24 protein-coding genes, 1 pseudogene and 1 riboswitch are annotated in these 21,329 nt (G+C 60.9%); of the genes and pseudogenes, 5 read left to right on the forward strand and 20 right to left on the reverse strand.

The genetic code is table 11. From position 1 onward, the window contains the following. Positions 1-112 precede the first annotated feature (112 nt). Positions 113-1,030 carry a homoserine O-acetyltransferase MetA gene (gene metA / locus OMP38_RS05660; RefSeq protein ID WP_277564228.1) on the reverse strand — a complete coding sequence of 306 codons (918 nt, stop codon included), beginning with the start codon at positions 1,028-1,030 and terminating at the stop codon, positions 113-115. Positions 1,031-1,121: 91 nt separating this feature from the next. After that, a riboswitch (SAM riboswitch) is annotated at positions 1,122-1,239 on the reverse strand. A gap of 416 nt (positions 1,240-1,655) precedes the next feature. Here metA and corA point away from each other — a divergent pair. Next, positions 1,656-2,591 (forward strand): magnesium/cobalt transporter CorA, encoded by a 936-nt coding sequence (gene corA, locus OMP38_RS05665; RefSeq protein WP_277564229.1) that lies wholly within the window; start codon positions 1,656-1,658, stop codon positions 2,589-2,591. Positions 2,592-2,678: 87 nt separating this feature from the next. On the opposite strand, the gene OMP38_RS05670 is transcribed toward corA, so the two are convergent. The 3 genes and pseudogenes from OMP38_RS05670 to OMP38_RS05680 form a co-directional block, all read right to left on the reverse strand. Then, positions 2,679-3,122, reverse strand: coding sequence for an MATE family efflux transporter (locus OMP38_RS05670; RefSeq protein ID WP_338130475.1), 444 nt, complete (start codon positions 3,120-3,122; stop codon positions 2,679-2,681). Positions 3,123-3,207: 85 nt separating this feature from the next. Then, positions 3,208-4,098: pseudogene (locus OMP38_RS05675) on the reverse strand (MATE family efflux transporter); the annotation flags it as partial. Between the two features lie 98 nt (positions 4,099-4,196). Continuing rightward, positions 4,197-5,186: an HRDC domain-containing protein gene (locus OMP38_RS05680; RefSeq protein ID WP_277564230.1), complete on the reverse strand. Its 990-nt coding sequence runs from the start codon at positions 5,184-5,186 to the stop codon at positions 4,197-4,199. Between the two features lie 303 nt (positions 5,187-5,489). On the opposite strand from OMP38_RS05680, the gene OMP38_RS05685 reads away from it, so the two are divergent. The 3 genes from OMP38_RS05685 (at position 5,490) to OMP38_RS05695 (ending at position 7,263) form a co-directional block, all read left to right on the forward strand. Then, the gene (locus OMP38_RS05685) at positions 5,490-6,602 is read left to right on the forward strand and encodes a nitric oxide synthase oxygenase (protein ID WP_277564231.1); all 1,113 of its coding nucleotides are present in this window, start codon (positions 5,490-5,492) and stop codon (positions 6,600-6,602) included. A gap of 20 nt (positions 6,603-6,622) precedes the next feature. Continuing rightward, the gene (locus tag OMP38_RS05690; RefSeq protein ID WP_277564232.1) at positions 6,623-6,919 is read left to right on the forward strand and encodes a DUF3055 domain-containing protein; all 297 of its coding nucleotides are present in this window, start codon (positions 6,623-6,625) and stop codon (positions 6,917-6,919) included. 80 nt (positions 6,920-6,999) lie between these two features. Next, on the forward strand, positions 7,000-7,263 hold the full coding sequence (locus tag OMP38_RS05695) for a hypothetical protein (protein ID WP_277564233.1): 264 nt from the start codon (positions 7,000-7,002) through the stop codon (positions 7,261-7,263). A gap of 137 nt (positions 7,264-7,400) precedes the next feature. Here OMP38_RS05695 and OMP38_RS05700 read toward each other — a convergent pair whose 3' ends face one another. The 14 genes from OMP38_RS05700 to OMP38_RS05765 all read right to left on the reverse strand — a co-directional run bounded on the left by OMP38_RS05700 (position 7,401) and on the right by OMP38_RS05765 (position 18,130). Further along, positions 7,401-8,387 carry a 5'-3' exonuclease gene (locus OMP38_RS05700; protein ID WP_277565182.1) on the reverse strand — a complete coding sequence of 329 codons (987 nt, stop codon included), beginning with the start codon at positions 8,385-8,387 and terminating at the stop codon, positions 7,401-7,403. Positions 8,388-8,483: 96 nt separating this feature from the next. Beyond that, entirely contained in the window at positions 8,484-9,680 is a 1,197-nt protein-coding gene (locus OMP38_RS05705) for an aminotransferase class I/II-fold pyridoxal phosphate-dependent enzyme (protein ID WP_277564234.1), read from the reverse strand. A 42-nt stretch (positions 9,681-9,722) separates the two neighbouring features. Beyond that, a complete protein-coding gene (locus OMP38_RS05710) occupies positions 9,723-10,976 on the reverse strand; it encodes a site-2 protease family protein (protein ID WP_277565183.1) in 1,254 nt (417 codons plus the stop codon). Further along, positions 10,966-11,331, reverse strand: coding sequence for a Spx/MgsR family RNA polymerase-binding regulatory protein (locus OMP38_RS05715; RefSeq protein ID WP_277564235.1), 366 nt, complete (start codon positions 11,329-11,331; stop codon positions 10,966-10,968). The genes OMP38_RS05710 and OMP38_RS05715 overlap by 11 nt, the downstream gene beginning before the upstream one ends. 34 nt (positions 11,332-11,365) lie before the next feature. Beyond that, a complete protein-coding gene (locus OMP38_RS05720) occupies positions 11,366-12,346 on the reverse strand; it encodes an RluA family pseudouridine synthase (RefSeq protein ID WP_277564236.1) in 981 nt (326 codons plus the stop codon). Positions 12,347-12,351: 5 nt separating this feature from the next. Continuing rightward, on the reverse strand, positions 12,352-12,978 hold the full coding sequence (locus OMP38_RS05725; RefSeq protein ID WP_277564237.1) for a cob(I)yrinic acid a,c-diamide adenosyltransferase: 627 nt from the start codon (positions 12,976-12,978) through the stop codon (positions 12,352-12,354). A 16-nt stretch (positions 12,979-12,994) separates the two neighbouring features. Then, complete coding sequence (locus OMP38_RS05730) at positions 12,995-13,600, reverse strand: bifunctional adenosylcobinamide kinase/adenosylcobinamide-phosphate guanylyltransferase (RefSeq protein ID WP_277564238.1); 606 nt, start codon at positions 13,598-13,600, stop codon at positions 12,995-12,997. Positions 13,601-13,725: 125 nt separating this feature from the next. Continuing rightward, on the reverse strand, positions 13,726-13,986 hold the full coding sequence (locus OMP38_RS05735) for an aspartyl-phosphate phosphatase Spo0E family protein (protein ID WP_277564239.1): 261 nt from the start codon (positions 13,984-13,986) through the stop codon (positions 13,726-13,728). 95 nt (positions 13,987-14,081) lie between these two features. Then, positions 14,082-15,293, reverse strand: a complete 1,212-nt coding sequence (locus tag OMP38_RS05740) for an aminotransferase class I/II-fold pyridoxal phosphate-dependent enzyme (RefSeq protein WP_277564240.1) — start codon at positions 15,291-15,293, stop codon at positions 14,082-14,084. Positions 15,294-15,334: 41 nt separating this feature from the next. Then, complete coding sequence (locus OMP38_RS05745; protein WP_090109795.1) at positions 15,335-15,826, reverse strand: Lrp/AsnC family transcriptional regulator; 492 nt, start codon at positions 15,824-15,826, stop codon at positions 15,335-15,337. 157 nt (positions 15,827-15,983) lie between these two features. Beyond that, entirely contained in the window at positions 15,984-16,352 is a 369-nt protein-coding gene (locus OMP38_RS05750; protein WP_277564241.1) for a spore coat protein, read from the reverse strand. Between the two features lie 30 nt (positions 16,353-16,382). Continuing rightward, positions 16,383-16,607, reverse strand: coding sequence for a hypothetical protein (locus OMP38_RS05755; RefSeq protein ID WP_277564242.1), 225 nt, complete (start codon positions 16,605-16,607; stop codon positions 16,383-16,385). Between the two features lie 277 nt (positions 16,608-16,884). After that, the gene (gene cysK, locus OMP38_RS05760; protein WP_277564243.1) at positions 16,885-17,805 is read right to left on the reverse strand and encodes a cysteine synthase A; all 921 of its coding nucleotides are present in this window, start codon (positions 17,803-17,805) and stop codon (positions 16,885-16,887) included. 10 nt (positions 17,806-17,815) lie between these two features. Then, complete coding sequence (locus tag OMP38_RS05765) at positions 17,816-18,130, reverse strand: hypothetical protein (protein WP_277564244.1); 315 nt, start codon at positions 18,128-18,130, stop codon at positions 17,816-17,818. Positions 18,131-18,187: 57 nt separating this feature from the next. Between OMP38_RS05765 and OMP38_RS05770 the strand changes: the two genes are divergently transcribed. After that, the gene (locus tag OMP38_RS05770; protein WP_277564245.1) at positions 18,188-18,340 is read left to right on the forward strand and encodes a hypothetical protein; all 153 of its coding nucleotides are present in this window, start codon (positions 18,188-18,190) and stop codon (positions 18,338-18,340) included. Positions 18,341-18,495: 155 nt separating this feature from the next. Here the strand turns inward: OMP38_RS05770 and OMP38_RS05775 are convergent, their stop codons facing one another. Both OMP38_RS05775 and OMP38_RS05780 read right to left on the reverse strand, forming a co-directional pair. Further along, a complete protein-coding gene (locus tag OMP38_RS05775; protein ID WP_277564246.1) occupies positions 18,496-18,927 on the reverse strand; it encodes a DUF350 domain-containing protein in 432 nt (143 codons plus the stop codon). A 17-nt stretch (positions 18,928-18,944) separates the two neighbouring features. After that, positions 18,945-21,314, reverse strand: a complete 2,370-nt coding sequence (locus OMP38_RS05780; RefSeq protein WP_277564247.1) for an endonuclease MutS2 — start codon at positions 21,312-21,314, stop codon at positions 18,945-18,947. Positions 21,315-21,329: the final 15 nt, after the last annotated feature.

A 21,329-nucleotide genomic window follows, 5' to 3' on the forward strand; every position in this document is an offset into this window, starting at 1 on the left:
TTCCTCCATCGTCATAGGTTGGGCGCCTGGCGCCGGCGGACTAACGAACGTTCGCGATCTTTCCTTCTTTGCGCATGGGCGCTTATCGGCGATGCTCCTGCGGCTCCTCCGCTCAGATGCCCCCGCCAAGATCGTAAGGCGTCTCCTGGTATACATAATAGTTCAGCCAGTTGGAATACAGCAGGTTCGCGTGCGCGCGCCACGTCGACAGCGGCATTTTGGACGGATCGTCTTTCGGAAAATAATTTTTCGGCACGTCGATCCGAAGTCCCTTCGCCTTGTCGCGATCATATTCCCACTTCAGCGAATTCGGGTCGTATTCGGAATGTCCGGTGACGAAAATCTGCTTGCCTCCGCGCGACGCCACGATGTATACGCCCGCTTCCTCGGATTCCGCCCAAACCTCGAGCTGCTGTACTTTGTCGATATCCTCGCGCCTTACCTCGGTATGCCTGGACTGCGGCACGTAGAACATCTCGTCGAACCCGCGCAGCAGCGGCACGTTGCGCTTCGAGATCGTATGCGGGAAAACGCCGAACAGCTTTTCCTCGAGCGCAAGCTTCGGCACGCCGAAGTGGTGGTACAGACCGGCTTGGGCCGCCCAACAGATATGGAAGGTCGAGGTGACGTACTTGGCGCTCCAATCCATGATGTCCTTCAGCTCTTCCCAATAGTTGACCTCTTCGAACGGCAGCGTCTCTACGGGCGCACCCGTGATGATCAGACCGTCGTAGCGCTGATGGGCGATCTCGTCGAACGTTTTGTAGAAGCTCTCGAGGTGCTCGGAGGACGTGTTTTTGGACGTGTGGGTTTTCGGATGGAGGAGCACGACCTCCACCTGCAGCGGCGTATTCCCGATCAGGCGCAGCAGCTGCGTTTCGGTCGTTTCTTTCGTCGGCATCAAATTCAGTATCGCGATCCGAAGCGGCCGAATATCCTGATGGTAGGCGACGCTTTCGTCCATGACGAATATGTTTTCTCCGGCCAGCGTCTCTTTGGCGGGCAGATTGTCGGGTACCTTGATGGGCATCATATCACTCCTGTTCAGGTGTGTTGGCAAAACAAAAGACCCGCTTTCGTCGGAAAGGGGTCGTCGTGAACAAACGGTCGCGCGATCGCCTCTCTCATCTCCCAGAAACGTCCGATGACGGACGTCTTCGCAAGAATTAGCACCGTGCGTACGCTACGCCGGTTGCCGGGCTTCATCGGGCTAGTCCCTCCGCCTGCTCTTGATAAGATGGGCAAAACTATTCGGTTGTATGGGTTAAACTACAATTAATGTAACCGATCGGCCCGCTTCCGTCAAGCGCCTGGACAGCCGCGCGAAATTGTCCTTGAAAGGGATGAAGCGGAGGATTATACTTAACACGGATTGCGCCCGGACAGGGCGAATTCGAGGCTAAGCAGCGATCCGAAAAACGGAAGGGGGGGAGCCGGTCATGGAAGGAGATCATCCTGGGCCAAGTCGCAACGCAAGACGCATTGCCGCAGGACGAGAGTCCGCCACCGAAGCCCCGCGCTTGCCCGGCTCCGCCGAGTAACCCCCCCTTCGCGCGCGGATGTTCGCCCTGCATAATACGACAGCGCCGTACCCATGCGCCCCCTACAGGCGTGCCGGACGGCGCTTAAGCCGATTATGACAAGGAGCGATAACCATGAAAATCCGCCTGGTCCGTCAAGGCGTATTCACGCCTGTTGAAGATATTACCGAAACGCTTATTCCGCCGGATGCAGGCTTTTACTGGATTGACGCGGACATCGACGATCTGGTCGTTCTGCAGCCGCTGTTCGGCATCCACGATCTGGCCGTCGAAGACTGTATGACCGAGGAAGAGCAGCGCCCCAAGCTCGAGGTTTACGAGAGCCATTATTTCCTGGTCATCAACAGCATCCGGTTCGACGACGAGGAGATTTTCCTCCGCGCCCTGAACGTCTTCCTGGGACGGCATTATCTCATCACCGTCACCCGCCAGAAGATCAACGAGCTGCGCAGCATCAAGCCGATTCTCTGGGAGCAGGAAGTCAACTCCGCCGACCGCTTGATGTACCACCTCGTCGATATCGTCGTCGACAATTATTTCTCCGTCGGCGACCGGATCGAAGCCCGCATCGAGCAGCTCGAAGAGGATATTCTGATGCACACCAAAAAGTCGCATCTGACCGAGATCATCGGTCTGCGAAGCGAGATTCTGTGGCTCAAGAAGGTGCTGGGACCGCAGCGCGACGTCATCGCCACGCTGAACAAACGGGATCTCAGGCTTATCGATCATCAGCTGCAAAAGTACTTTATCGACATTCACGAAAATGCCGTCAAAATATACGAAACGTTCGAAACGTACCGGGACCTCATGGGCAACTTGCGCGAAGCCTATCAGTCCAGCGTCGCCAACCGGGCCAATGAGATCATGCGCGTGTTCACGGCGCTGACGACGATCTTCATGCCCCTCACTTTCCTGACCGGGGTATACGGCATGAACTTCGATTACATTCCCGGCATGCACGACCAGTACGGCTCCGTCGTGCTGCTGTGCATCATGATCGGTCTTGGCTTCGGCATGTTCTATATCTTCCGCAAGAAGGATTGGCTATGAACGACGCCGGCCCGTCTTCGCAGACAAGGCGCTCCTGATCCGCTGCAGCAGCAGCGAGCGGGAGCGCCTTTGTCGTTGCAAGGAAGATTAAACTTGTACGCCGCCCGCCCTTGCGGCCAGCGCCCCCGCGCCGCGGTCGCCGCTGTCGGCGAAAAGGCCGCGCTTGCGGTGATGCCGCCAGCGAAGGTACAGCGCGGCGCCCCGGATATACTCGTCGAGGATCATGCCCGCGTAGACGCCGTACAGTCCCCATCCCAGCTGGATGCCGAGGACGTAAGTAAGACCGACGGACACCAGCCACTGGCTGGGTATCGAGATCTTCATCATATAGCGGCTGTCTCCGACCGCTACGATCGACTGGCCGAGCGCCATGTTGAGCATCTTGCCCGGCTGAAGGATCAAATTCAGCCAGAGGAGCACGATCGCCATGTCCACGATCCACGGATCGTCCGTGAAAAAGGTGATGATCTGCTTGCGGAACAGGAGCATCAGCGCCGTATTGAACATGACGAACGCCATGCCGTACCCCATCGCCCGGTACGCGCTCCGGTACGCCTCTCTCAGCCTCCCCCTGCCCGAACAGGTAGGCGATCAGGATCTGCACCGCCATCGCGTACGACCACCCGATCGTGAACGCGAACGATTCCATCGTATTCATATACGTTCGCGCCGCCAGCTCCTGCGCGCCCATCACGCCGATGATCCCCGTGATCGCGAGCTGCGAGATCTGCCAAGAGCCGCCATTGATGCTGAGCGGCCAGCCGATCCGCAAAATATCCTTCGACTTGCTCCAATCCGGACGCATGAATTCGCGAAACCCGACCCGGCCGCCGAATGCCGAGCGGAACACGTAAAGCAGCAGCACGACCGACGACGCCCGCACGAACAGCGTCGACAGCGCCACGCCGAACAGCCCCCACTTCGGAAAGCCGAGTAGACCGAAAATAAACAGCGCGTTCAGAAAGATGTGAACGACGTTCATCATGATCGCGATGTACATCGGAGAACGCGTATTGCCCGTGTTGCGGATGGCGGTAGATAGCGCATTGCCGATTGCCGTAAAGACCATGCCGCCGCCCACGATCGCCATATAATCCTTGGCGAGGGGCCGGATATCGTGCGGCATGCCGAGCCATCCGGCGAATTGGCTCGCCCCGAATATCATCAGCAGGCTGACGGCGAGCCCGATCGCGCCGGTCAGCACGACGGAGACGATCGCCAGCTTTCGCGCCTCGTACGCTTCGCCCGCGCCGAGCCGGTTGGCGATCAAAATACCCGCGCCGCTCGCGACCAGCATAAAAACGACGATAACCGCATTAAAAAACTGGTTGGAAAAGCCGACGACGGCCACCGCAGCGTCCGAGATGCGGCTCACCATCAGCGTATCCGACGTCCCGATGGCGAACGCCAGGAACATCTCGATCATAATAGGCCAAGTGAGACGGCCGAGCTTCATCTTTTTTGTCCAGTTCCATGTCAGTAAGCGCCCCTCGCCGAACCCGCGCATGCGTGCCGATTCAATATCCTTGGCATCATATCACGTCCGGTTCGGCTGCAAAAGGGCGCCCCGCTGCCATGAACGCGGGTTTATGGCCGAATTCGCCCTTAAATCGCGATCTTCCTGCTTCTACGGAAGCTTATGCGAAGCATGCGCAGCTTCTCGTACTGTCGCTCGGTCTCGGCATATTCAGTCCCCGCCGCGCCTCCGTACACCCGCTGCTGCAGCGGCTTAAGGAAACGATCGCCGAGCTCGTCCATGGCGCCCAGGGCGACTTCCTTCTCCTGCTCCGGCACGGCGGCCAGCTCCTGATCGATCAGCGGCAGCACGTCGTAGCCTTCCTCGTCGAGCTGCTCAATCCTGGCGATCAGCTCCCTGCGCGCGCACTGCATCCGTTCGGCGAGCTCCCCAAGCGAGCTCCCCTCGCGAATGCCAGCCAGCAGCTTGCGCTTCTCCTGTATAAGCGACAAGCTCTTGCCGTAGCGGTCCTCCCGCTGGGCGAACATCCAGGCGGCATACTGCTCGGAGTTGACCGCCGCGGATACCCATTCCAGCGGGAACGCATGGCTACGCTCCGTCTTGGCGAGCATCGCGACCAGCTCCGCGCCGTACCGCTCCGCCTTGAGCTTGCCGAAGCCGGGCACCTGCTGCAGCTCCGCTTGGCTATGCGGCAGGAAGACCGCCAATCCGTGAAGCTCGCGGTTGGTCGCGATCATATACGCCGGCCGCTTCTCTTCGGCCGCCTTCGTCCGTCGCCATACGCGCAGCGATTCGACGATCTCGTCCGAAGCCGACTGTCCGTCCGCATAGCACTGGAGCAGCGTCTGCAGCTGCGGCTTGCGCTCCCAGAACGGCGTATCCTCGAGCATGCCGTCCAGCATCGGACGGTACCCTTCCTTCATCCTGCCGGCAACGCCATGGCGGAACGACGACAGCAGCTCCTCCCAGCTCGTGCCTTCGTACCAGACCGTTCGCTCCGTATCTCCGCTCTCGGCCGTCTCTTGCCAGCCTGCGGTCCAATTGCCTTGCTCCTCTCCGATGAATACCTGTCCTTCGCGCCCCGCAGGGAAGCCGCTGCTCTGCTCAAGACGATTCAAAAAACACGATCTTCATAGCCTTTGTCCTCCTTGTATAATCCGGCGTCTGCCGGCGCTGGGATAACAAGTCGTCCAAGGGAGAAAAAAGGCGACAAAAAAAGAAAGCACCTCGTCCCGCGCTTGGCGATAGAGGTGCTTCCTCGTCCGTTCGACCTGTTCTTCTACAGCGTATCAAAAATGGGCCATTTTGACAAGAGCCTCATTGAACGATATTCACAGGATCGACTTTTGCCGGGTCAGAACCGATATGTTAAGGTAAACTCAACATCTTGCCAACATGGCCGCGAAGGAGAGCCGATGTCGATGCAAAGTACGACTTCAGCCGAAATTGGCGAACATTCGACTCAATCCGAGGCCAAGCTTTTCCTGGCGCGCGTTGCGGAGGAAACCGGAATGGAGGAAGCCGCTGCCGCCGCCAGACGTCGTGAAGTACTTGCCGAGATTGCGGCGACGGGCACATACAGCCATACCCCCGAAGAGTTGACGCACGGCGCAAAAATGGCGTGGCGCAATGCCAACCGCTGCATCGGGAGATTGTTCTGGAACCGGATGCATGTGTTCGACGAACGCGGGGCAGCCAGCGAGCAAGCGGTGTTCGACGCACTGCTGCGGCATCTCGCGTTCGCTACAAACGGCGGGGAAATCCGGCCTGCGATTACGATTCTGCCGCAGGCCGGAGATGGCCGCGATACTTTTCGGATTTGGAATCACCAACTGCTGCGGTACGCAGGCTACGAGAGTACGGCAGGCGTTGTGGGCGACCCCGCTTCGGTCGGGTTTACCCGGATCTGCGAACGGCTCGGCTGGCGCGGCGAAGGTACGCCGTTCGATCTGCTGCCGCTCGTCGTCCAGCATGGCGGCAAGCCGCCGCGCTTGTTCGAAATTCCGCGTACGCACGCGCTGGAGGTTCCTCTCAGCCACCCGGAGCGGGATGTGTTCGCCGGCTTTTCCGCCAAATGGTACGCCGTTCCCGTCATTTCCGACATGCTGCTCGAGATCGGGGGGATCCGATACCCTGCGGCACCTTTTAACGGCTGGTATATGGGCACGGAGATCGGCTCGCGCAATCTTGGCGACGAGGCCAGGTACAATTTGCTGCCCCGGGTAGCGGCTAATCTTGGTCTGGACACGTCTTCAAATGCGTCGCTCTGGAAGGATCGGGCGCTGGTCGAGCTTAACGCCGCGGTGCTTCACTCCTACCGGCTTGCCGGCGTGACGATCGTCGATCACCATACGGCCGCGCAGCAGTTCAGCGTTTTCGAGCGCAATGAAGAAAAAGCCGGCAGAGACGTCACCGGCCGCTGGTCCTGGCTGATCCCGCCCATGTCCCCATCCGCTACTTCCGTATTCCACAAGAGCTATGAAGATCGCATCGTCAGCCCGCAATTTCTTCATCAAAATCCGCCTTACGCATAAAAAGGAAGGGAGTCCCCCGTATGGAATTGACAGACTTCGATTTTCTTTCGGACAGTACCGAGCAAACTTCCACGCGATTCGTGACCTTTATATCTCCCGGATTGAACCGCTTCGACTTGGCGATCGTGACGACAAACCGCTTTTATGGCAAAAAGCTCGTCATCGACATGCAGTCCGGCCGAAGCGGCGCGCTCGCTTACGACGATCTCGAGGAAGAAGGCGTCATCGCGTCCGTCTTCCGCTTAGAGGAAGAAGCTGCAACCGAGCTGTCCCAGTTTTTGGCGCTGGTCCTGGGCGAGGTTCATTTTACGGACTGACCTTGCGACCATTCCTCATGTATGAACTGCCCATCTTGAACGCACAATAAGCCCATCCTTATTAAAGGAGGGCTTTTTCCATGTCCCGCTTCCTCTCTGAAGACCGCCGGACCACAACAGATCTGAGCACCGTGGAGTCTGCCCGCAACGATTTATTTCTGGAGGAATTCCCGGAAGGACCTTACGGCGCCGCTCTCGTCACGAATCTGAAGCTGGGCCGTTCCAAGCCTTGGCGCATCGATCAGGATACGCATTCGGGCTTCGAGAACATCGCGCTGCACGAAGACCTTCCCCGAGGTTATCCCGGCGAGGATCCGCTCGGGGATACGGACGACGACCACTGAGAACCCCTGTAGTCTAAAATCGAGTATGGCGACGGCTTAAGCGCGGCGATCGCAACAGATCGCAAGAACGCCGGCCTGCCTTCATTCTCCCGATAAAAAAATCGCCGGGACACGCGTCCCGGCGGTTTTGTCGCACGCTATGCAAGTTTTCCGTCCGCATCGGCGAACGTCAGCTCGGCCTGGAGGACCTCCGGCTCGGCGAACGGATCTTCAATTGCCGCAGCAGCCTCGGCCCGGCCCAGCAATTCGGCTGCGCCCAGCAGCTTGTATAGGCCGCCGAACTCCAGCTCCGCGAACTTACGCGCCGCCGCTTCCTGCCTGATTTCCAACACGCATTCGTCAAGCGTGCAGACGATCGGCGCGTCCAGGCGAATCTTCGCCAGTTCGCGCGACAGATGCAGCAGCTCCAGATTTGCCTCGATCTTGGCGCGTACGCCCTTGGCCAGCTTGTCGAGGTTCTCCAGCACGCCTTCGACGGACCGGTACTCGAGCAGCAGCTTGTGCGCCGTCTTCTCGCCGATGCCCGGCACGCCGGGATAGTTGTCGCTCGTATCCCCCATGAACGCCTTCAGATCGACGATCTGCTCCGGCGTCAGCTGCCTTTCGCTCATCAGCGTCTCCAAGTCGTATACCGCGTAATTCAGCTTGCCTTTTTTCATGATGACGACCTTCACGCGATCCGATACGAGCTGCAGCAGATCATGATCGCCGGTGAGCACGTATACCTCGGCATCCGCGCTAAGCGCCGAAGCGAGCGTGCCGATGCAGTCGTCCGCCTCGAAGCCGCGCATGCCGACGTTTACCACGCCCATCTCCGCGACGACTTCCTTAACCAGATCGAACTGCGGGATCAGCTCCAGCGGCGGCTCCGGCCTGTTGCCCTTGTAGGCGCCGAACTGCTCGGTCCTGAACGTCGAGCTCCCCATGTCCCAGCAGCACACGACGTGCGTCGGACGGAAAGTCTTGATCGCGTCGAAAAAATATTGAATAAAGCCATGGACCGCGTTGGTCGGCAGTCCGGCCTTCGTCTTGCGGATGTAGCCGGTATAGGAGGTCGCGAAGTAGGCTCTGAATAAGATCGCCATGCCGTCGACCAGAAGCACTCGTTGACCGTTGCCGTTCATCAATCTCTCACCCTCGCGCGTATGGACTATCGTCCTATTATAGCATAACGCGCGGATTGGTCCCGGCACCTTTTTTATCCAGCGGACGCCTTCGGATCAGCGAGCTTCGGACGGAGCATGCTCCCGCAAAAACCGCCCGATGCGCGCCGCCGCCTCGCGCAGCCGCTCCTCCGGCTCGACGAGCGCGAAGCGCACGTAGCCTTCGCCGAGCGCGCCGAACGCGTTGCCTGGAATGACCGCTACGCCGGCGTGCTCCAGCATCTGCTTCGCCAGCGCGCGGGAGCTCCAGCCGACGGGCACGGGCGCCCAGGCGAACATCGATCCGCGCGGCGCGGGAATCGCCCAGCCCGCCTCGTTCATCGCGGCGATGAAGGCGTCCCGGCGCCACTCGTACTCGGGCGCGACGGGATCCGGCCATGTCAGGTCCAGCTCGAGCGCTTCGATCGCCGCTTCCTGCACGGCGAGGAACACGCCGAAGTCGATATTGTTCTTCAGCGCGCGGAGGCTGTCCAGCACCTCGGGATTGCCGACCGCGAAGCCGATGCGCGCGCCGGCCAGATGGAACGACTTGGACAGCGAGTGAAACTCGATCGCGATCTCCTTCGCCCCGGGCACCTCCAGCACGCTCGGCGGCTTGAAGCCGTCGTAGGCCATCTCGCTGTAGGCGTTGTCGTGCACGAGCAGAACGCCTCGGCGCTTCGCCACGGCGACCGCTTCCTCGAAGAACGACAGGTCCGCGACCGCGGCCGTCGGATTGCTCGGATAGCTGAGCAGCATGAACTTGATCTTGTCCCAGACGCCGTCCGGGACGGCGTCGAAGTCGGGCAGGTAGCCGCGCTCTTCCGTCAGCGGCAGCGGCACGGTTTCCACGCCGGCAACGGCCAGGCCTGCCTGGTAGACGGGGTACCCCGGATCGGGCAGCAGCGCCGCATCCCCGGGATTCGTGACGGCCAGCGCCAAGTGGGCCAGACCGTCCTGCGTTCCCATAAGCGAGAGGACCTCACGCTCGGGGTCGAGCGCGACGCCGAACCGGTGCTTGAACCATTCCGCGACCTTCAGGCGAAAAGCGGCACTGCCGTCCGTGCCGGGATAGCGGTAAAGCTCGGGCCTCAGGCTGGCCTCGGCCAGCCGCTCGCGAATACTCATGGCGGGCGGCCTGTCGGGACTGCCGATATCCAGCTGAATGACGTCCAAGCCCGCCGATCGGGCCGCCGCCTTCCAACCCGCCACCTCCGAAAATATAGCCGAACCCAGACGGTCCAGCCGATCCGATCTCCAAGCTTGCCGATTCATCGTTTACAGCTTCCTTCCCATGCGCGCTCGAACCCGGCAGCGCTATTGTGCCGGGTTCGTCCAGCCTGCTTCTTGGATGACCCACATCATGTAGACCAATATCATAATAAGGCCGACATACAAGCTGCCGATCCGCCATCTATCTCGGCTCTTCACTTCGTAATAATTGTCCGGCTCGTACACGTTGCCTTCGACCCGCACCTTCAAGGTCAAGTTCTGCTCGCTGTCCGGTCCTTCCAGCTGATGCGCATAGACGCGCCGGACGAGGATCGCCTGGTCGATCGGCAGCTCTCCTCTGAACGATAGCGCCTCCCATTCGAACTCGACCACGTGCTGGCCGTCCAGCTTGCAGTAGGCCGTATACGGCAGTTCGCGCAAATGGCTGGAACCGCGGTAATACCAATCCGGCAGGGCGGGATCCGCCTTGGCTTGATAGACGCCTTCGGCGATGTGAATCGGCCCTTCGCCCTTCTTCGCCTTGAACTGCCGATACGTCGAGAACAGGAACCAAACCCAGATCAGGACGAAAATAACGCTGTGCGTATACCAGATGACGAACGGACCGATCACGACGCCCGCCAGCCAGATCCAGCGGTTCATAGCCGACGCGATCTTGCCGCCGTCAAGCGGACGCATCGGCACGAGATTTAACAGATTGATAAAGAAGCCGACATAAGCCAGCATATGCCACACGCCGCTGTCCGTATAGACGCCGATGGCGTAACAAACGAATGCGGCTGCAGCCCCTAAATAAGGCCCGCCAAGCGCAATATCTGCCTCAGTCGCGGCGTCCTTCGGATTGCGCTTCATCATGACTCCAGCGCCCAGAAACGGAATGAACATCGGCGCCGAAACCGGCAATCCTTTTCGCTTCGCAACCCACACATGCCCCATCTCGTGAACGAAGATGAGCGCCACGAACCCGATCGCGAACGACCATGGATAAAGGATGGCATACGCGCCGACCGTGATCGCCATCGAGATCAGCGGCTTGCCGAACTTCAGGAACAGCAGCAGCGCGGCCTTGCCCTTGCCCAGCAAAAAAGCGAGCACGGCGCCGAACGCCCAGGAACCGCCGTTTCCTTTGCGCTTGCCTCCCTCATCTTCCGGCGCCGAACTCTGCGCCTCGCCGCCATGCGACGGCGGGACCGGCGGCGCGTTCGGATCGATCGGCCTGGGCGGCGGCAAGTCCGCGCCCGGCGAAATGCCCGGATCCGTCAGCGCTTCCGTCCGGCCGCCCGCCGGCTTCTTCTCTTCGTCATGCGTCCCATCCGGCTCCCGGCCGTCATTCGGCATAGACACGCTTCAGTTCCTCCTCGCGATAACCGACGGTGGCCTTCCGTCCGTCGGAGACGACCGGACGCTTGATGAGCATGCCGTTGCCGGCGAGCAGCTCGAGCTTCTCGTCGTCGGACAGCTGCGCCATGCGATCCTTCAGGCCCTGCGACCGGTATGCGTCGCCGGCGGTATTGAACCACTTGCCGATCGCCAGGCCGCTGTCCGCGACAAGCTTGCGAAGCTCCTGCACGGACGGCGGAGATTCCTTGATATGAATCAATTCCAGTTCATGTCCCTCGGCCTGCAGCGTCTTGATCGCTTTGCGGCAAGTGTCGCAGGACGGATATTGGTACACGGTCAACTTTTTAGGCATCGCTGCGTATCCTCCAGATTCGATAGATGCGTGCTCATTGGACGTCCAGGCGCGGCGGGAGCTCTCGCAGGACGCGCTCCAGCTCGCGCAGGTCCGCGGGGAGCGGCGCTTCGAGCTTCGTCTCCGCGCCGGTCACCGGATGACGGAACGCGAGCTGCGCCGCATGCAGCGCCTGTCTGCCGATCGCGCCGGAGAGCGCGGCTGCGAGCGGCGTGCGCATCCATGCCGGATCGGCGTAGTAAGCGTCTCCGACAAGCGGGCATCCGACCGCGCCCATATGCACGCGGATCTGGTGCGTCCGCCCCGTGCCGAGCCGGATGTCCAGCGCGCTCGCGCCGCACGGGTACGCCTCGGACAATGAATAATACGTAAGCGAAGGCTGACCGTCCTCCCGGACGGCCCGCCTGTGCGGGTCTTCGGGCACGCGGCCGATCGGCGCGTTCACTTCGCCTTCGTCGGCGGGCGGGCGGCCATAGGCGTATGCGCGGTATTGCTTGAGCACCGTGCCGGCCGTCATCTGGGCGGACAGCTGCTGCTGCGCGTACGGGTGCTTGGCGACGATCACCAGGCCGGACGTGTCCTCGTCCAGACGGTTGACCGGACGGAACCGGCAGCGCTCGCCGCGCTCCCGCCAGTAATGCACGACGCCGTTCGCCAGCGTGTTCGCGTAGTGGCCGGTCGTCGGGTGAACGATGACGCCCGCAGGCTTGTTCAGCACGAGCAGGTCGTCATCCTCGTGCACGATGTCGAGCGCCATCGGCTGCGGCAATATGTCGTCCGAGGACTCCTCCGCCATGCGCAGCGCCACGATATCGCCCGCCGATAAAATAAAGCTGGAAAATACCGCGTTCCCGTTGACGGTCACGCCTTCCTCCGATGCCTTCAGCTTCGTCCACAGCCGCCGCGAGATGCCGACCCGGCTGCGCAGCACGTCGCGCAGCATGCGGCCTTCGTCACGCTCGTCGGCGACGTGGACGAGGGGTTTGTAATAGCCTTCCGTTCGTTCCCATTCCATCGATGCTATAGCTCCTTGCCGATGCGGCGGAAAACCGCCGCGCCCCTCTCGTATTCGACGTCCTGCACGCCCGCCTTGGCATTGGCGGCGCGCGCCGCCGCAAAAAAGTAATCCGACAGCCGGTTGAGATACTTCGCGACTTCGGGCGGACATGGCCTGCCCGTGGCCGCTAAGGTTACGACTGCGCGTTCCGCCCTGCGACAGACGGTGCGGCAGACGTGCAGCGCCGCCGCGGTCGCCGTCCCGCCCGACAATATGAACCTCGCGATCGGCGGATTGCCCGCCTCGTGGCTGTCGATCCAAGCTTCGAGCCGCTCCGCCAGCTCCGACTTGACCTTCAGCTGCTCCGGTTGAGGCGCAGCATAAGAAAGGTCCGAACCGCAGTCGAACAGCTCATGCTGGATGACGGTCAGCTCCTCGAGCAGCCGGGCTTCGAACGCGCGGAGTCCTTCCGTCGCCTCGGTAACGGCATTCGCTACCGTGCCCGTCCTCGCGGTCGCCGCGGCTTGGCCGACGAACGCGCCCAGCTCGTCGATCGTACCGAACGCTTCCACGCGCTCGTCGTCCTTGTTCACCTTGCCGCCGATGACCGAAGTCGTGCCTTTGTCGCCGGTTCTCGTATATAGCTTCATGGCCATGCCTCCCGAGTCAGATCCGTTCGCCGCGGATCGCTTCGGCGATCCCGAACGACAGACGATAGATCGTATGCGATGCCGCGGCCAGTCTCCGGTTGGATTCGGCCAGCAGCTTGATATAGGTTCGCTCGCGCGGATCCGCGACCAATCCGGCGGCCGCTTCCTCGGTCACGACGATGACGACGCCCTCGAACTCCAGCAGCGCGCCGAGCAGCTTGCCCGCTTCGGCTGCCGCCTGTCGTTCGTCCCCTTCGCCCGCACGGGCTTCTAGCACCCGGTGCCGGAGCCAGCCCGACAGGCTGTCGAGCACCAGCGCCCTTCGTTCGGCCCGATACGGATTCGAGTCCAGATTGACGCGGGTCAGCGCCTGCGCGCAGGCGCCGTCCGCCGGCAGCTGGGTCCACGCGAACCCGCGACGACCCGGCGCATGCTTCGCGCCCGCGAACGCGCTCGCGGCAGGCTCAACGGAAGCGGCGCCCGTGTCGTCGCTCTCACAGACGCCAAGGACCGGCCACGCGGGACAAGTGAAGCCGATCGCCTCCCGTCCCAGCGATTCCGCCAACAGCCTGGCATAGGCCGATTTGCCCGATCCCGTGCCGCCGGTTACCAACAGGAGCATCTCCCGTCACCTCCCAGGCGCAAAATATCTAGATTAAATATAGCACATTCCCTGGTTGACTTGAAAAAGCATGGAGCGGATCAATCGCAAGGCAAAATAAAAAAGTCCGGAGCGAAGCTCCGGACTTAACGGGCAAGATAGCTGAGTCTCATATATTCGTTGATCTTCACGTCAAGCATCCGGCTGATCTCCATGACGGGCTCCGCGGTGAAAGAGTCCTCCCGCAAGAAAGTCTCCGCCATGCGGCGCCTTAGCAGATCGATTTCTTCGATGAGGCTTCGGTCGTTATAAGAGGGAGGCGCGCCGACTTCACTGTAGGCATTCCTGGCCGATACCCATGGAGCGGGCTGAGCCGGGTCCAAAGAATGATTGCTTACTGTCGCCATCGTTATCCCCCTCTCCGCAGCTACGGGCAAGTCTGCAAAACAAGGGTAATTATAGCAGAACTTTAGAAAAAAATAACATCCTTTTTCCATTTCCGCTATTTAAGCTGCTGAACGAATTGCGCGATGCGCTCCAGCGCCTCGGTCAACTGCGCGACGGAGGAGGCATAGGAACAGCGAATGAAGCCCTCGCCCCCGGTGCCGAATACGTGTCCGGGCACGGCGGCTACCTTTGCGTCCCTCACCAGCCGCATGGAAAACTCCTCGGACGACAAGCCGGTCGATTCGATCGACGGGAACACGTAAAACGCGCCTTGCGGCTCGTGGCAGTCCAGGCCGATCTCGCGGAAGCCCTGAACGACGAGCCTTCTTCTCTGGTTGTAAGACTCGACCATGCGGTACATCTCGTCCATGCCGTTCTTGAGCGCTTCGAGCGCGGCGACCTGGCCCATGATCGGTGCGCACATGACGGTATACTGGTGGATCTTCAGCATCGCGCCGATCAATTCGGGATGTCCGCAGGCGTAGCCCATCCGCCAGCCGGTCATGGCGAACGCTTTGGAAAAGCCGCTCACCAGTATCGTGCGGTCCTTCATGCCGGGCAACGAAGCGAAGCTAACGTGCTTCGAGCCATAGGTCAGCTCGGCATAGATCTCGTCGGAGACGACGATCAGATCGTGCTCCTCGACGAGCCTCGCGATCGGCAGCATATCCTCGTAGCTCATGATCGCGCCGGTCGGATTGCTCGGGTAAGAGAGGATCAGCAGCTTGGAACGCGGCGTGATCGCGGCGCGCAGGCTCTCCTCCGTCAGCCGGAAGCCGTCCTTGGCGAAAGTCTCGATGCCGACGGGAACGCCGCCGCCGAGCGACGTGATCGGATTGTACGGGACGTAGCTGGGCTCCGGGATCAGCACTTCGTCTCCGGGCTCGACGAGCGCGCGGATCGCAAGGTCGATCGCTTCGCTACCGCCGATCGTGACGATGATTTCGTTTTCAGGCTCGTATTGCATATGGAACTGCTTGCTCAAATAGCCGGCGATCTCTTCGCGCAGCTCGAGCATGCCCGCATTGGACGTATACTGCGTCTTGCCTTTTTCAAGCGAATAGACCGCTGCGTCGCGAATGTGCCACGGCGTCACGAAGTCCGGCTCGCCCACGCCTAGCGAGATGATGCTGCTGTCCTTGCTGGCGCTCACCAGATCGAAAAACCTGCGGATGCCGGACGGCGGAATGGCGCGCGCGCCGGCGGACAAATAACGATCCATTCCCCCGGTTGAAGCCTTGCCGCGCGTCTGTTGGTTCGTAATCATTGGACAACCGTCCTTTTCGAAATACTCGCTCCCTTATCGCGTCAAGGCGAGACGAGCAGGCGTTGATCGTCCTCGAATTCCTCGAAGATGATACCGTCCTGTTTATATTTTTTGAGAATGAAAAAGGTCTTGGTCGCGATAACGGATTCGATGGTCGAGAGCTTGTTGGAGACGAACGACGCGACTTCTTTGAGCGTCTTGCCTTCGATCTCCACCTGCAAGTCGTACGCGCCTGACATCAAGTATACCGACTTCACCTCGGGATACAGATAAATGCGCTCGGCGATGCTCTCGAAGCCGCGGCCGCGCTCCGGCGTGCACTCGACTTGGATCAGCGCCGTTACTTTCTCGTCGTCCACCTTGCTCCAATTGACGACCGTCGCGTACTTCACGATCACATGGTCCCGCTCCATCTCCGCGATGGCGGCAGACACGTCGGCTTCGTCCGCCCCAAGCATCGTAGCGATGGTCGAAGCGGACAATCTCGCGTCTTCCTTGAGCAGATCCAGAATCTTCAACTTAAATTCGTTCATGGGGATCCCTCCTGAATACCTCTCATATTACATCAAATACAGGTCCCGTGAAAAGAAAATTCAAATTCGTCCGCCTACAAAAAAAACTCCCGCCGGATACTGCCGTCCGGGGGGAGGAGGATGCCTGGGCTCGCTTCGTGCTCAGCGCTGCTGAAGCTCAGTGCTGCTGCATTTGCTGTTGCGCGGTTTGCTGCGGCTGCTGCCAAGCGGGCATCGCGCTCTGCTTGATTTGCTGCACGAATTGCTGCGTCTTCGTTTGGGTGTCCTGATACGTCTTCAGGTTTTTGTCGATCTCCTGCTTCAGCGTAGGCGAAGAGGCGTTGTACATGTTAGCCGATTGCATCGCGTTGAACAATTCGCCCTGCATCTGCAGCGTCACGTTCAACAGCTGCGTGAATTGCTGGCGAACCGTCGGACAGACCGATTCGGTAGCCGCCGTCGCGTATTCGCGCGTCACGCGTTTTAGATCCGCGAGCACGGTATATGCCAAGTCTTCGTCAGGCAAAAATTGGTTTGCTGGCGCCATAAAAGTGTGGCCTCCCTTTCGGATGCGAGATTAGGCTTGGGGCTGCGCCGGAGCGAGCGGCTGATGCTGCTGGAGCAGCGACATCAGCGTCTGGTAGTGCTGCGTGTGCACCTGCGCCTGATGGTCGAGCACCTGCTTGATTTGCTGGTTCGAGCATGAAGCGGACGCGGCCGTGCATTGCTTGATGAGCAGGTCCTCGTTGGACATCGAATCCGCGATGTACTCGAGTTCCTTGCCGGTGATCGGTTGAAGCATGACGATCCCTCCTGTAATTGGACAATCGGGCATAGTATGCGTCCAACCTGCGGCGATTATCCCCTTATTGGGGCGACCTCGCACGAAAACTTGCGTCAAATCAAGCAAACGGCAGTGCCGATCGGCATGACGGCGTTACATAGCAATTTGAGGCACCAATCGGCATTATGTGGCGCTGTCGGGCGTTACATCGCGGGTTCGCGGCACAACAAAAGAAAAAGAGGCTCTCCACAGAGCCTCTGGCAAAGAAAATGTTAACTTTTGGGCGAACAGCCCTCTAAAACAAATCCATCGATAGATACCGCTCGCCCGTATCCGGCGCGATGCAAAGCACCCGCTTGCCTTTGCCAAGCTTGCGGGCCAGCTGGAGCGCGGCCCATACCGACGCCCCGGACGAGGGTCCTGCCAATATTCCTTCCTCGCGCGCCAGCCGCTTCATCGTCCCGATCGCGTCCTCGTCCGTCACCTGTACGATCTCGTCGTAGACGTTCGTGTTCAGGATGGACGGGACGAACCCGGGACTCGTGCCGACGAGCTTGTGCGGACCGGGTACGCCGCCAGACAAGACGGGGGATCCCGCCGGCTCGACGACGGTCACGTGCAGGTTCGGCAGCTTGGCCTTCAGTACCTCCCCCGTCCCGGTAATCGTGCCGCCCGTGCCCGCCGTGGCCACGAACGCGTCCAGGCGCCCGTCCGTCTGCTCCAGAATCTCCAGCGCCGTCGTTCTGCGGTGAACGTCGGGATTGGCGGCGTTGTCGAATTGGTTCGGCATAAAGCTGCCAGGCGTGCCCGCCGCGATCGACTGCGCTTCCCGAATCGCCCCCGGCATACGCTGGGACGCAGGCGTCAGCACGACCTCGGCGCCGTAAGCCTTCAGCAAGTCGATTCGTTCCTTGGACATATTGTCCGGCATGACGAGGATGAGCCTGTAGCCTTTGGCCGCCGCGTTCATGGCCAAGCCGATGCCCGTGTTGCCGCTCGTCGGCTCGACGATGAGCGAGCCGGGACCGATCAGCCCCCTCGCTTCGGCATCTTCGATCAAGGAGCTCGCCGCACGGTCTTTGACGCTGCCGCTCGGATTGAAGCGCTCGAGCTTGACGAGCACCTCCGCGTCGCCGGGTCCGGTCAATCGGTTCAGCCGAACGGCCGGCGTATCGCCGATCAGTTCCGTTACGCTTTGATACACCAGTTTTTTCATGCGCGTCGTCTCACTTTCGGTCGGCTTCGGGATCCCGGCTCAAACGGTCTCCGATGCGGCTGCGGTCCTCCTCGGACAGCGCGTACTCCATCGTGAAGCACGAAGGGCACATATACAGCGTCATTGAAAAAGGAGCCTCGATAATCGCACCGCCGCGCAGCCGCTCCGGCCGCTTTGGCGCGAACGAAGCAGCCTGCACGACCTGCCGCCCCGTCTCGACCATGTATTCCCGGCACTGCGGACATTCCGGCACGAACTCCTGCTCGTCCAGAATCGCCTCGACCGTGTCCTCGTATCGGAGCAGCGCTTCGTCCTTGCCGCGCAAATCGTCGTCGCCGTCCAGTCCGAGCCCTTCCAGATCCTCCGGCAGGTCGCCAAGACCTTGACGCCCGTAAAGCGCGTCGTCCTCCGCTTCTTCCTCGTCCTCTGCCGGCTCCTCGTCTCCCAGGCCGAAGCGGAGCGTACGGTAGCCGCTAAGCTCGTTGTCGCAGACGGGACAGTACTTGTCCGGTTCTTCCCCCCGGCTCCTGAATAATCTCGGATTGACACCAAGGGCAAATGATCACGTTGGCAGCCAAGGCTTAACCCTCCCTCATCATATAAACGACGCCAAGAATAAAGAAAAGGGCCGCAAGCGCGAACAGCGTTCCCCATAAATACTTCATACGAAACCTCCTGCGGCGGCCGCCGTCAATCCAGCGTCACCGCCGCGCCGATAATATAGGACAGCGATACGGACAGCAGCAGGGAGATCAGACCCACCGCGCGATTGTCCTTGCCGATCTCCTCGTCGATCCGGAATACCGGAGTGACGAACTCGAACAGCAGGTAAGCCGCGAGCAGGAGCAAAAATCCGCCGCCCGCCCACAGCATGCTCTCGTAAATGCTGTCTTTGGACTGAATGGAAAACCGGAAAATGTTGCAGATGCCGAATATTTTGCCGCCGGTCGCCATGGCGACCGCGACGTTGCCTTTGCGGATTTCCTGCCAGCATTCGTACTTGGTCACCCGCTCGAAGCAATACAGGCATATGATCAACATCAGGATGCCGACGGAAAAATACGCCGGGATCGCGACCGCCGGATGGGACAGCAGCCGGTCGATCGAACTGGGCTCATTCATGCGGAACGCTCCTAACGCTAGTTCAGCTCCGCCACCGTAACGCCGGCGCCGCCCTCGCCATAATTGCCGAGCCTGTAGCTTTTCACATGCTTGTGCCTGCGCAGGAACTCCTGGATGCCCGTTCGCAGCGCGCCCGTCCCCTTGCCATGGATGATGTACACCTGGTGGAGATTCGAAAGGAACGATTCGTCGAGGAAGCGGTCCGTCTCGATGATCGCCTCGTCGAGCGTGGCGCCTCTAAGGTCGAGCTCCGTCCGGATCTGGTCCGAGGCCGCCCGCTTCACGGTCGCGCCGGCAGCGACCGGCTGCGTCCTTTTGGCCGCCGCGTCCTTCGGCGCTTTGACCGGCTCGAGATCGGCCAGCGGCACCTTCATCTTCATGATGCCGAGCTGTACGAACGCATCGCTGCCCGCCAGCTCGACGATATGCCCCTTTTGTCCGCCCAGGCTGTAAACCTTAACCTCATCGCCAGGCCCGAGCTTCGCGCTCTTGGATGCGGCCGGACGCGGCTTCTCGACCGGCGCAGGAACGGCGTCATCCAGTCTGCGGCGGGCTTCGATGAGCTTGTGCTCCTTGACGCTCGCCGCTTCTTCGAGCGCGAGCTTGCGCAGGCCGGCGATGATCTCCTCGGCTTCGCGCCGGGCCTTCGCCACTTGAAGCCGGGCTTCCTCGCGCGCGTCTTCGAGCAGCTTGACGCGCTGATCCTGAAGCTTCGCGCGGTCTTCCTCGAGCTTCAGGCGCAGCTCTTCGGCCTCGCGCTTGATCCGCTCCGCCAGCTGGCGGTCGGACTCGGCCGTCCGGCGGTCCCGCTCGAGCGAAGCGATCATCGTATCGACCTTGAGCTCGTCGTCCGACACCTCGCCGCGCGCGCGGTCGATGATCGACCGGGGCAAGCCGAGCCGCTCCGCGATCGCGAAGGCGTTGCTTCGGCCCGGTACGCCGACGAGGAGCCGGTAGGTGGGACTCAGCGTCGCCACGTCGAACTCCATGCTGGCGTTCATGATGCCCTCGCGATTGTACGCGTAAGCCTTCAGCTCGCTGTAGTGGGTCGTGGCGAGCAGCCGGCAGCGCAAGCGGTGCAGATGCTCGAGGATGGCGATCGCGAGCGCCGAGCCCTCCGCGGGATCGGTGCCTGCGCCGAGCTCGTCGAGCAGAACGAGGCTGCGGCTCGTCACCTGGCCCAGCATGCCGATCAGATTCGTCATATGGCTGGAAAATGTGCTCAGGCTTTGCTCGATGCTCTGTTCGTCGCCGATATCGGCATAAATGCCGTCGAAGACGCACAGGATCGTGCCCTCGTCGGCGGGCACGAACAAGCCGGACATGGCCATCAAGCTGAGCAGGCCGACCGTCTTGAGCGACACGGTCTTGCCGCCCGTATTCGGACCGGTGACGATGATCGCCGAGTGCGTATCGTCCAGCTCGATATCGGTCGGCACGACCTTTTTGGGATCGATCAGCGGATGCCGGGCACGCTTGAGCCGCAAGCGGCCTTCGCCGTTCATTTGCGGCTTGGTCGCCTGCATCCGGTCGGCCAGCTTCGCCCGCGCGAAGATCGAATCGATGTAGCCGAGCGCCTCGGCGTCGCCGATCAGCAGCTCCGCCTTCACGCCGACGCTCTCGGACAGCTGCCGCAGGATGCGTTCGATCTCGCGCGTCTCGCGCAGCTTGAGCTCGCGGAGCTTGTTGTTGATCTGAAGGACCGCCTCCGGTTCGATGAACAACGTCGCGCCGCTGCCCGACTGATCGTGCACGATGCCGCCGAAATGAGACCGGTACTCGGCCTTGACCGGAATGACGTACCGGTCTCCGCGCATCGTGATGAGCGCGTCCTGCAGCATCTTCTGTACCGAAGACGAACGGATCATGCCCTCGAGCTTTTCCCTGGCGCGGCCTTCGTTCGTGCGGATCTCCCTGCGGATCGCGGCCAATTCGGCGCTCGCGGCATCCAGCACGTCGCCCTGCTCGTCGATGCAGCGGCGAATCTCGTCCTCCTGCTGCTTGGCGTCGATGAGCGGCTCGCACAGATCCTCGAGCAGCGGGATGTCCGCTTCTTCGGATACGGCGCCCACGTATTTGCGGATGCGCCTCGAGCCCATGATGAACTGCGCGATGTCGATCAGCTCCGACGGAAGCAGCATGGCCCCGAGCTTCGCGCGCCCGAGCGCGGGGCGAACGTCGGTAATGCCGCCGAACGGCGGCGCGCCCTTGACGTCCATCGCGCGCACGGCTTCGGCCGTCGTATCGAGCCGCCTGTTCACTTCCCTCAGATCGGAAGAAGGACGGTTGAGCGCCGCTTGCTCCTTGCCGAGCGAAGTCTCCCCTAGCTCGCGCAGCCGCTCGCTGATTTTATGGTATTCCAATGTATATAGCGCCTTGTCGTTCACGGCGTTGCGCCAACT

Origin of the sequence: Cohnella ginsengisoli (assembly GCF_029525555.1) — a bacterium.
Classification (GTDB): domain Bacteria; phylum Bacillota; class Bacilli; order Paenibacillales; family Paenibacillaceae; genus Cohnella; species Cohnella ginsengisoli.